The organism is Zunongwangia profunda SM-A87 (genome assembly GCF_000023465.1).
In the GTDB taxonomy this organism is placed as follows: domain Bacteria; phylum Bacteroidota; class Bacteroidia; order Flavobacteriales; family Flavobacteriaceae; genus Zunongwangia; species Zunongwangia profunda.
The window spans coordinates 2,540,519-2,551,583 of the sequence record NC_014041.1 but is presented as its reverse complement, the minus strand read 5'-3'; the positions used below and the strand labels follow the sequence as shown (position 1 = coordinate 2,551,583).

At 35.2% G+C, this 11,065-nt stretch carries 13 protein-coding genes and 1 pseudogene; 1 reads left to right on the top strand and 13 read right to left on the bottom strand.

The genetic code is table 11. From position 1 onward, the window contains the following. Positions 1 to 101: 101 nt before the first annotated feature. Both sucD and ZPR_RS11290 read right to left on the bottom strand, forming a co-directional pair. Entirely contained in the window at positions 102 to 974 is an 873-nt protein-coding gene (sucD, locus tag ZPR_RS11295) for a succinate--CoA ligase subunit alpha (RefSeq protein WP_013071799.1), read from the bottom strand. 140 nt (positions 975 to 1,114) lie between these two features. Next, positions 1,115 to 1,759 carry a hypothetical protein gene (locus ZPR_RS11290; protein ID WP_013071798.1) on the bottom strand — a complete coding sequence of 215 codons (645 nt, stop codon included), beginning with the start codon at positions 1,757 to 1,759 and terminating at the stop codon, positions 1,115 to 1,117. A gap of 67 nt (positions 1,760 to 1,826) precedes the next feature. On the opposite strand from ZPR_RS11290, the gene ZPR_RS11280 reads away from it, so the two are divergent. Next, a protein-coding gene (locus tag ZPR_RS11280; protein ID WP_086026153.1) for an IS3 family transposase occupies positions 1,827 to 3,031 on the top strand; the annotation gives its coding sequence in 2 pieces (ribosomal slippage) (positions 1,827 to 2,106 and positions 2,106 to 3,031; 1,206 coding nt in all). On the opposite strand, the gene ZPR_RS23705 is transcribed toward ZPR_RS11280, so the two are convergent. The 11 genes and pseudogenes from ZPR_RS23705 to ZPR_RS11230 form a co-directional block, all read right to left on the bottom strand. Continuing rightward, a complete protein-coding gene (locus ZPR_RS23705) occupies positions 3,032 to 3,313 on the bottom strand; it encodes a hypothetical protein (protein WP_013071797.1) in 282 nt (93 codons plus the stop codon). 54 nt (positions 3,314 to 3,367) lie between these two features. Further along, positions 3,368 to 3,532: pseudogene (locus ZPR_RS24035) on the bottom strand (M56 family metallopeptidase); the annotation flags it as partial. Positions 3,533 to 3,582: 50 nt separating this feature from the next. Then, positions 3,583 to 4,065, bottom strand: coding sequence for a hypothetical protein (locus ZPR_RS11270; RefSeq protein WP_148211717.1), 483 nt, complete (start codon positions 4,063 to 4,065; stop codon positions 3,583 to 3,585). 3 nt (positions 4,066 to 4,068) lie between these two features. Continuing rightward, positions 4,069 to 4,434, bottom strand: a complete 366-nt coding sequence (locus tag ZPR_RS11265) for a BlaI/MecI/CopY family transcriptional regulator (protein ID WP_013071795.1) — start codon at positions 4,432 to 4,434, stop codon at positions 4,069 to 4,071. 111 nt (positions 4,435 to 4,545) lie between these two features. Continuing rightward, positions 4,546 to 4,914: a hypothetical protein gene (locus ZPR_RS11260; RefSeq protein ID WP_013071794.1), complete on the bottom strand. Its 369-nt coding sequence runs from the start codon at positions 4,912 to 4,914 to the stop codon at positions 4,546 to 4,548. A gap of 5 nt (positions 4,915 to 4,919) precedes the next feature. Next, entirely contained in the window at positions 4,920 to 5,855 is a 936-nt protein-coding gene (locus ZPR_RS11255) for a UDP-3-O-(3-hydroxymyristoyl)glucosamine N-acyltransferase (protein WP_013071793.1), read from the bottom strand. Positions 5,856 to 5,923: 68 nt separating this feature from the next. Then, positions 5,924 to 6,490 carry an elongation factor P gene (gene efp, locus ZPR_RS11250; RefSeq protein ID WP_013071792.1) on the bottom strand — a complete coding sequence of 189 codons (567 nt, stop codon included), beginning with the start codon at positions 6,488 to 6,490 and terminating at the stop codon, positions 5,924 to 5,926. Positions 6,491 to 6,502: 12 nt separating this feature from the next. Continuing rightward, positions 6,503 to 7,288 carry an acyl-ACP--UDP-N-acetylglucosamine O-acyltransferase gene (gene lpxA / locus ZPR_RS11245; protein ID WP_013071791.1) on the bottom strand — a complete coding sequence of 262 codons (786 nt, stop codon included), beginning with the start codon at positions 7,286 to 7,288 and terminating at the stop codon, positions 6,503 to 6,505. Positions 7,289 to 7,294: 6 nt separating this feature from the next. Beyond that, positions 7,295 to 8,695: a bifunctional UDP-3-O-[3-hydroxymyristoyl] N-acetylglucosamine deacetylase/3-hydroxyacyl-ACP dehydratase gene (locus ZPR_RS11240; RefSeq protein ID WP_013071790.1), complete on the bottom strand. Its 1,401-nt coding sequence runs from the start codon at positions 8,693 to 8,695 to the stop codon at positions 7,295 to 7,297. Beyond that, positions 8,688 to 9,716 (bottom strand): UDP-3-O-(3-hydroxymyristoyl)glucosamine N-acyltransferase, encoded by a 1,029-nt coding sequence (lpxD, locus tag ZPR_RS11235; RefSeq protein ID WP_013071789.1) that lies wholly within the window; start codon positions 9,714 to 9,716, stop codon positions 8,688 to 8,690. The genes ZPR_RS11240 and lpxD overlap by 8 nt, the downstream gene beginning before the upstream one ends. 24 nt (positions 9,717 to 9,740) lie before the next feature. Further along, a complete protein-coding gene (locus ZPR_RS11230) occupies positions 9,741 to 10,970 on the bottom strand; it encodes an HD domain-containing protein (RefSeq protein WP_041578864.1) in 1,230 nt (409 codons plus the stop codon). Positions 10,971 to 11,065 lie beyond the last annotated feature (95 nt).

The following is an 11,065-nucleotide window of genomic DNA, read 5'->3' as shown; positions in this document are numbered from 1 at the left end:
GTTAAAATTTTGATTGATAAATATTTATAAAAATAAAAAAGTCCGTAAGCAAATAACGCTTACGGACTAAAATTATTTAAAATTATCTTAAATTTTAACTTTTATCCCAGAACTTCGGCAACTTTTTTACCAATTTCTGCTGGAGAATCCACCACATGAACTCCGTTTTCCTTTAAGATTGCTTTTTTAGCTTGTGCGGTATCTTCGCTACCACCTACAATTGCACCAGCATGTCCCATAGTTCTTCCTGCAGGAGCAGTTTCACCAGCGATAAACCCGATAACCGGTTTCTTATTACCGTTTTCTTTGATCCATTTAGCAGCATCAGCTTCCAACTGTCCTCCAATTTCACCGATCATAACGATAGCCTTGGTTTCATCATCATTCATTAAAAGCTCTACTGCTTCTTTAGTAGTCGTTCCAATAATTGGATCTCCACCAATACCAATTGCCGTAGTAATTCCTAAACCTTCTTTTACAACCTGATCGGCAGCTTCGTAAGTTAAAGTACCAGATTTAGAAACAATACCTACAGTTCCCTTTTTGAAAACGAAACCTGGCATGATCCCTACTTTAGCTTCACCCGGAGTGATAACACCAGGGCAGTTAGGGCCAATTAGACGGCAGTCTTTGTTTTTAATATAATTAGAAGCCTTAACCATATCTGCAACAGGAATACCCTCGGTAATAGTAATGATTACTTTAATACCTGCATCGGCAGCTTCCATAATGGCATCGGCAGCAAATGCTGGCGGCACAAAAATAATGGTAACATCGGCACCGGTTTCTTTAACAGCATCTGAAACTGTATTGAATACCGGTCTGTCCAAATGCTTTTGTCCTCCTTTACCAGGAGTTACACCTCCAACAACATTGGAACCATATTCTATCATTTGCTCTGCATGAAAAGTACCTTCGCTACCGGTAAATCCCTGCACGATTATTTTTGAATCTTTATTTACTAAAACGCTCATAAGTATTTATTGTAATTAGCTACACAAAAGTAGGTTTTTAAAGATAAAACATAAAGCTTTTTTAAAGATTATTGTGGCTTTTAAAGTATAATTATAAAAAAGGAAAGTTGTTTTAACCCTCCTTTTCAAATATTTAGTTATTAACGTTTATTATCATTTCTAGCCGGTGGTGGCGGTGGCATTAAACTTACTTTGTCTTGCGCTCCTCTTTTGGAAAGAGCAAGATGGATTTTATAAAGTTTTCCTATATTATTATTAATTTCATCCTGCTCCTCTTCTTTCAAATTAAGATAAGCCATTGGGTATCCTTCAGGTAAAAGCGCATTCACTTTTTTAAGCTGATCATTATAATCTTTGATCAATTCTTTAATAGATTTTTCATTATTTATATAAATCTGGTGTGTTGGTCTTTGCGGGTTTTGAATATCAATTGCTTCCACAGCAATAATTTCCTCTACTTTAGAAGGTTCGGGAATGTCTTCTACCACTTCAATTATCATCGGTTTTGGTGGCTCAGGCACATCTTCAACTACCTCAATAACTTCAACTATACTATCTTTATTTGGTGCTTTTGGGGGAACAGGTGGAGCAACCGGTTTCTTTTCTTTGTTTTTAAATTGCATTGGCGGCGGTGGTGGCGCAGGTAAAGCAGGAAATAAGGTCACTTTTTTAGCATGTTGCTTCATCACTTTGTAATAATGTGTTTTTAAAAATTCCTTTTCTACTTTCTTTTTAAAATCTTCAGAAACGTTCGTTAATTCTAAACGTATATTATTTTTTAGCAAATCTTCGTCAGAATATTGATCGGTGGAATTACTACATTAGACCGGACACTAAGTTGAGAGAATATTTTTGCTAGTTATTACCTTAGCAATTATGAGAAGAAAATCTAAACATTACACCTTAGAATTTAAACAAAAAGCAGTCGAGTTAAGTTATGCTAAAGGCAATGTAAAACAAGTATGTGAAGACTTGGATATATTTCCATCTGTACTTTACCGTTGGCGTAGAGAGTTAAAAGATTACGGTAACAACAGTTTCCCTGGCCGTGGTAATCCTAAAATGACCGATGAAGAAAAAGAGATAGCCCGATTAAAAAAGGCATTAAAAGAAGCCGAGTTAGAACGAGACATCTTAAAAAAGGCCATCAGCATCTTCTCCGCGAGCGACAAGAAAAATACAGGTTTATAAAACAACACCTTATGAGATTTCCTGTCGAGACGATGTGTAAAATATTGAAAGTAAGCAAAAGTGGCTATTACCATTGGTTACAATCGGGACCAAGTAAATTATGGTTAGAAAATCAAAAGGTAACTGGGCTTATTAAATCTATATTTAAAGATAGCTTTCAAAGCTATGGTTCACCTAGAATAAAAACAGAACTAGAGACATTAGGCTATAAAATATCAAAGCCTAGAGTTGCACGTATTATGAGTGCTAATTATTTGTTTGCAAAACGAAAACGTAAGTTTAAAGCAACCACATATAGTCAACATAATTACCCCATAGCTCCTAATTTATTAAACCAAAACTTTGAAGTAAGCCGACAGGATCAAGTTTGGGTAAGCGATATAACCTATATCAAAACCAAACAGGGCTGGTTATACCTTACTGTCATTATTGATTTGTTTAACCGCAAAGTTGTTGGATGGGCTCTAAGCGATAATCTAAGTACAGAAGACACTATTATTAAGGCTTGGCATATGGCTATAAAGAAAACTACTTTAACCCAGTCTTTAATTTTTCATTCCGACCGAGGTATACAATATGCCAGCCATAAGTTTACCTCATTAATTAAAAGTTACAATGGCTTAGTAAACCAATCTATGAGCAGAAAAGGTAATTGCTGGGATAATGCCATTGCTGAATCGTTCTTTAAATCATTAAAGGTAGAATGGGTTTATAGGCACAATTATAAGTTGAGATCTGAAGCGGAGTTATCCATCTTTGGATGGATAGAAACTTGGTATAATAATAGAAGAAGACATTCCTTTTTAGGAAATAGAACTATAAGAGAATTTGAATTAGACATGTATAACCTTAAACTAGCAGCGTAGTCATTCAACTATTTGTCCAGTTTTTTGTTGCAAGTCCACGGTGATTTTATCCAATTTCGAAACAAATTCGTTTAGTCTAATTTTCTCTCCGTTTAGCTCAATCTGTTCTCCATGAATTTTCATGGTAAAAGCTTCCAATATTTCAGTAACAATTGGCGGTTCCTGCTGTATAGTTTCAGCCACAATATTATTGTTGAAAAAATAAATACAACAACATACTACCGGCACTAAAAATCCCATTTTTAGCCCTACTCTCTTTTTTGAAAATGAATTTGAAATCATAACGATTCGTTTTTTGATTAATGAATGTTTAAATGAACTCGTCATTGGGGCCTGATGTGAGCCGAACGAGCTATGAAGTAATAATTTTGAATATGACAAGGCACTTATATTCTGGTTCAATACGGCCTCATCTGCAAGAAACTCATGATTTAAGCGTATTGACTTTTTGATAAAAATAAACAGCGGATTAAACCAAAATACAATCTGTAGAATTTCCAATACCAATAAATCCAATGTGTGTTTTTGCTGTACATGGGCTTCTTCGTGTTTTAAATTTCATACGGAATGGTTTTATTTTCAAAGGCCTGTCTTTCAACAAAAATATACCTGAAATAGGAATACGGTATTTGCTGAAAAGGTAGTAATACCTTTACACTAAGCGATTCCCTTACATTTTCATATGTACGGATAAGATTCTTTAAATACCAAAGATTTTTCAAGAACCGTATCAAAAAAACACTAAAACCAAGAGCATAAATCGCCCATAAGAGTACCGGAAGCACCTCTTTCCAGGAAGTTGTGTTTACTTCTTCTACATTAGTCATAGTATCTGGCATTAGGATTGTTGCCTGTGATATTGGTGCTTCTACGTGATAAGTTATCGTAACTAAGGGAATAGTCATAGCGGCGAACAAAGTGAACAATAAATAAAATCGCTTAAACCTATGATTCTTTTCGTTTTCTAGAACCAACCTATAAAACAGATACAACACCAAAAGACAACCGGTAAATTTTAGGATATAAAGAATCATAGACTATTGATTTTTGATTCTTTCGTCAATTATTTTTCGTAGCTCTTTTAATTCCTCTTCAGATAAATCGGTTTCCTCAGTAAAGAAAGAAGCGAACTGTGCGGCAGAATTATTGAAGAAATTCTTTATAAGTCCGTTCATTTGTTTAGAGAAATAATCTGTCTTTTTCACCAAAGGAAAATATTCTCTGGAACGGCCGTATTGTACAAAATCAACAAATTTTTTATCACGCATTCTTTTTAATAAGGTGGCAACGGTGGTATTTGCTGGTTTAGGTTCTGGATAAGCATCAATTAAATCTTTCATAAAAGCTTTTTTCTGCTTCCATAAAATTTGCATTAGCTCTTCTTCAGCATTGGAAAGTTTCATTATTCTACTTTATTAGAATTATCTCTACAAATGTAGAATTTAATTTTAATTCTACAAACATAGAACTAATATTTAACAAAAAAACCGCTATATTTCTATAACGGTTATGGCTTAGTGGGGTAACTGACTTATTTGTGAGCCCTTATAAAGTAGATTTTCTTTTAATTCCCAAATCACCATAAAATCGCCAAAAGGTAATTCCTCTTCCGGATTTTCAATGGTTTTCACATAATAAGAAAAGTAAATCACCACATTTTGATCTTCCTTTATCGTCTTATAAGTTTCTAACCTTAAGCTCTCGTAAGAAACATTCATCTCTTTTATCAGATCTGTTAGATTAGTCTTATTCAGCTTGCGGTAACCGGTACTGCTATACCAATCGAGTGTAACTTCTGGATGCAATAGGGCTGTAGCCTCTTTGGGTTCATTAGAGAATAATCTATAAAATTCTTCAACTAATTTTTTACCGCGTAAACTCATCTTTCTTATTTCTTTTGGGAATTTTTAATTAAATCTGGCAAATGTTTTAGGCTCGCCTGTTCTTTAAGAAAAGTTCGAACTTCTTTAAACGGCGTTCCCCAATAGGTAATTCCGGGTTGTGTGCTTTTACTTACTCCTGTTTGTGCCATAATCACTCCCGCTTTCCCCAGAGTGACATCACTTCTAACACCAGCCTGACCCCAAAGGGTCACTTCATCTTCTACTATAACGCAACCGGCAATACCAACCTGGGAGGCTATAAGACATTTTTCTCCAATCACGGTATCATGACCTATCTGCACAAGATTATCGATCTTAGTTCCCTTTTTTATTAAAGTATCTCCGGTCACTCCACGATCTATCGTACAGTTACAACCTACTTCTACATAATCTTCTATTACTACTCGGCCGCTAGAAAGTAATCTATCGAAGCCTTCGGGTCTCTTTTTATAATAGAATGCATCTCCTCCAATAACAGTACCGGCCTGAATAATTACATGGTCACCAATCAATGTATGATCGTTAATCGTAACATTCGCACCAATAATACAATGTTCACCAATACTTACATGATTGCCGATAAAAGCAGTTGGTTGTATATGACTTCCTTTTCCTATAAGAGCAGACTCTGATATCGATTTCTCAGCTTTTAGAAAAGGTTTAAAATATTTAGAAAGCTTATTAAAATCCCTAAACGGATCGTCTGAAATTAAAAGGGCTTTACCTTCAGGACATTCAACTTCTTTATTGATCAGGATAATGGTAGCTGCAGATTTTAATGCCTTATCGTAATATTTTGGGTGGTCTACAAATACAATATCTCCCGGGGTCACTACATGAATTTCATTCATTCCTTTAACCGGAAAATCTTTATCTCCTACAAAACCGCAGGTAATAATCGTCGCAATTTGTTCTAATGTATGAATTTGTGGAAATTTCATTTCAATATTAAATATAAAAAAAGGAAAGATAAATTTACCTTTCCTTTTTCAATTATTCTCTAAAAATCTTATTCTTTAATTCGTTCTTTATAGGTCCCTTTTTCGGTTTCGATACGAATTTTATCACCTTCATTTATAAAAAGAGGAACATTAACTTCAGCTCCAGTTTCCACAGTCGCTGGTTTTGTTGCGTTAGTTGCCGTATTCCCTTTTACACCGGGCTCGGTATGTGTCACTTCTAATACTACACTCGCAGGCATCTCTGTAGAAAGCGGCATATTATCTTCTGTATTGATAATTACCGTAAGCACCTCTCCTTCTTTTAGCAACTGTGGCATATCTAAAGCACTTTCCAAAAGACGAATCTGTGTGTAATCTTCTACATGCATAAAGTGATAAAACTCACCATCCTGATACAAAAACTGGTATTTATGGGTTTCTACACGAACATCTTCAATTTTATGCCCGGCAGAAAATGTATTATCAATTACTTTACCGGTTGTAACACTTTTAAGTTTTGTTCTTACAAAAGCAGGTCCTTTTCCTGGTTTTACATGAAGAAATTCAATAATCTTAAAAATATCGTGGTTGTATCGTATACAAAGTCCGTTTCTAATATCACTTGTATTTGCCATTCGCTTAATTATTTAATTTGAACTGAAGTATCCTTTCATGATACCTCTTTGAGAGTTTTTAATAAATTCCAATATTTCGTCACGCTCGGCCGTAGCCTGCATTTCTGCTTCTATAATAGCAACGGCCTGCGAGTTATTATAATTTTTTTGGTATAATATCCTGTAAATATCCTGGATCTCCCTTATTTTATCGGTTGTAAATCCTCTACGACGCAATCCTATAGAATTGATACCTACATAAGATAATGGTTCACGTCCCGCTTTTACAAATGGCGGCACATCTTTTCTAACCAATGATCCCCCGGTTACAAAAGCATGTTTACCAATACTGCAAAATTGTTGTATTGCTGCCATACCTGCTAAGACCACGTGATCCCCCACATTTATATGTCCTGCCAGTGTACTGTTATTAGAAAAAATACAATTATCACCTACAATACAATCGTGTGCAATATGGCAATAGGCCATGATCCAACAGTTTTGGCCGATGACGGTTTTCATACGATCTGTGGTTCCTCGATTTATGGTTACGCACTCTCTAATAGTCGTATTATCCCCAATAATAGTTACCGTATCTTCATCATCAAATTTTTTATCCTGTGGAATGGCAGAGATCACTGCTCCCGGGAAAATACTACAATTTTTACCTATACGTGCACCTTCCATAATGGTCACATTAGATCCTATCCAGCTGCCTTCACCAATTACTACATTGTTATGAATCGTTGCAAACGGCTCGATTACGACATTTTTAGCGATTTTCGCTCCTGGATGCACATATGCTAAAGGTTGATTCATTCGTTGTTATTTTGATTTTACAATTTGTGCCATAAGCACTGCTTCTGTTGCCAATTTTCCGTTTACATAAGCATAAGCCTGCATTTGGCATATCCCCCTTCTAATAGGCGCTAAAAGTTCTAATTTAAATATTAAGGTATCCCCTGGTACCACTTGTTGTTTAAACCGTACATTATCTATTTTCATAAAATAGGTAAGATAGTTTTCTGGATCTGGTACAGATTTTAAGGCCAAAATCCCGCCGGTTTGCGCCATTGCCTCTACCTGTAGTACCCCAGGCATCACAGGTTTACCTGGAAAATGTCCTACAAAAAATGGCTCATTCATAGTTACATTCTTAACTCCTACGACGGTAGAATCTGTAAGCTCATAAATTTTATCTACCAGTAAGAAAGGAGAACGGTGAGGAAGTGTTTCCATAATAGCATTTACATCCATTATAGGTTTTGCGCTCAAATCGATTTTTGGCACTTTATTACGCTTTTCTTCCTTAATGAATTTAGCTAATTTTTTAGCAAATTCAGTATTTACATAGTGGCCCGGTTTAGTGGCAATTACCTTTCCTCTAATTCGGGTTCCTATAAGAGCAAGATCACCTAAAACATCTAATAATTTATGTCTTGCAGCTTCGTTGGGATAATGTAAAGTAAGGTTATCTAAAATTCCGTTTGGTTTTACAGAAATCTCATCCCGGTTAAAAGCTACCCTTAACTTTTTTAAAGTTTCCTCCCCAATCTCTTTATCTACATAAACAATAGCATTGTTTAGATCACCACCTTTTATAAGTCCGTGTTCTAAAAGTGCTTCTATTTCATGTAAAAAACTAAACGTTCTGGAGTTGGCAATATTATCTTTAAATTCTGAAACATGTTCTATGGAAGCATTTTGAGTTCCTAAAACCTTGGTGCCAAAATCAACCATAGTGGTCACCTTATACGTATCTGCCGGCATGACAACGATCTCGCTACCAGAATCCTCGTCCCGATAGCAAATTACTTCGTTGATCACATATTCTTCTTTGTCTGCTTCCTGCTCCTTAATCCCAGCTTCTTCTAATGCCTCAACAAAATACTTTGAAGAACCATCCATAATTGGTGGTTCTGATGCATTTAATTCAATAATAATATTATCGATTTCTAAACCTACGCATGCGGCTAAAACGTGCTCTGAAGTTTGAATCTTAACTCCGTTTTTCTCAAGGTTAGTACCTCTTTTGGTATCGGTAACATAGCTAACGTCGGCTTCGATAATAGGTGCCCCTTCAAGATCTACACGTTTAAAAACATAACCCGTATTTTCTGGAGCTGGTTTAAAGGTAAGTTTTACTTGTTTCCCCGTATGAAGTCCTACTCCGTCTAAGGAAACTTCATTCTGAATAGTTTGCTGCTTCAATACTTTTTCAGCCATTCTTATTTACTTTTTTATCTAACTGATGCAATAAATCAACAGTTTTTGGTAAGTTCTTAAAATGAATAAAAGATTTATTATAATCTGAATATCCTATAGCGGGTGATCCCTGCAATACTTCATCATCCTTTACATTTCTTCCGATGCCACTTTGTGCCTGAATTTTTACCCGGTCACCTATCGTAATATGACCAACAATCCCTACCTGGCCACCTATAATACAGTTTTTTCCAATCTTTGTAGAACCTGCAACTCCTGTTTGAGCAGCTATTACCGTATTATCACCAATTTCTACATTATGAGCGATCTGGATATGATTGTCTAATTTCACACCTTTTCTAATAATGGTAGACCCTAGAGTCGCTCTATCTATTGTGGTACCTGCTCCTACATCTACATCATCTTCAATAATCACATTTCCTATTTGTGGTACTTTTGTGTATTCTCCTTTTTCGTTAGGACTAAAGCCAAAACCATCGGCTCCAACAATAGCACCTCCATGTAGCGTCACATTTTTACCGATAACAGTTTCAGAATATACCTTTACACCAGCAAAAAGCGTAGAGTTATCTCCAATTACCGTATTATCACCAACGTAGGCATAGGGATAAATCTTTACGTTTTTACCAATTTTTACATTTTCTCCTAAATAAGTAAAAGCGCCAAGATAAACATCTTCCCCATACTTTGCTGTTGCAGAAATATAGCTTGGTTGCTCTATCCCACTTTTACGAAGTTTTACCTGATTATAATATTCTAATAACGTAGAAAATGCTTTATAAGCGTCTTTTACTTTAATCAAGGTAGTACTTACAGTTTGATCTGCTTCAAAACTATCGTTTACTATAGTGATTGATGCTTTGGTACTATATATATAGGAAGTATATTTTGGATTGCTTAAAAAGGTAAGCGATCCATCTTTTCCTTCTTCAATCTTAGCCAATTCTGAAACCTCTGCATCGGGATTACCTACGATTGTCCCTTCGAGAATTTCGGCTATTTGTGATGCTTTAAATTTCATTCTGGCAAAAGTAAAAAAAATGCGTTAATGTTTAGACTTGGGATAACAGATATAATATTTAGTCACCGTTTTAGATAATGCTTTTAAATTTAACTGGTCTGAAACCTTTATCACATCGTTTATCTTCCCGTTTTTATGAAGAATATTAATATTATTCTTTTCACGGGTATAGGCGAGATTAGCTATTTCTCCTGTAAAAACAAAATATGAGGCTTCTTTATCGCTTAAACCATGTTTTTGTTTTAGCTGCTCAATATGTTTTTCGATCTTAGCTTTTGCGGGTTTTTTCTTTTTTATCTTCACCTTTAACAGGTCACGGTTAATTACCATCTTGCACAAGTTGCTTAATACATAATCGTCGTGATTAGCCCATTCTTTCATCGCCAAAACTATATCATAATCATCAAGACAGGAAAAAACACTTAGGGTTCTTGTATCAAAACTTTCTTCTGTTACCTTATTATATAGAAAATAACTTAAAGCCTTACTTGCATTTAAGTTAGTACCACTAGCAATCAACTCTTTTGCTCTTTTTAAAACCCGAATTAAAAGCTGCTCTGCAACCATACTGGTTTTATGCAAATATACCTGCCAGTACATTAATCTTCTGGCTACCAGAAATTTTTCTACTGAATAAATGGCTTTTTCTTCAATAACCAGCTCATTATTTACTACATTCAGCATGATAATTAATCGATCGCTATTGATATTCCCCTCGGTTGTACCGGTATAAAAACTATCTCGCTTTAAATAATCTAGCCTATCCATGTCTAGCTGGCTTGTGATAAGCTGGTGCATGAACCTTCGAGGATATTCACCGGTAAATATCTGGATAGCCAGCGTTAAACTTTGGTTAAAAACAGCATTCAATTCCTTCATAAAAAGAAGTGAAATAGACTCATGATCCACGCCTTCTACAATGCTATGTTCCATAGCATGGGAAAAAGGACCATGCCCTATATCATGTAATAATATAGCTATTTGCAGGGCTTCTTCTTCATCTGTACTAATCTCAACTCCCTTAAACCGAAGTACTCGCACTGCTTTTTGCATTAAATGAACGCAGCCAATGGCATGTTGAAATCTTGTATGATGAGCACCCGGATAAACTAAATACGATAATCCCATTTGTGAAATTCTTCGTAATCTTTGAAAGTACGGATGTTCGATTATGTTAAAGATACGCTGACTAGGTATGGTAATAAATCCGTAAATTGGGTCGTTTAATATCTTGAGTTTGTTTTTTGAAGCCAAGCTTTATTAAATTAATGATAGAACAAATGTAAACATTGATTGGCTTTTGAATCATGTATTATTCAAAAGAATCAATTTTCACTAAAAATATAAAT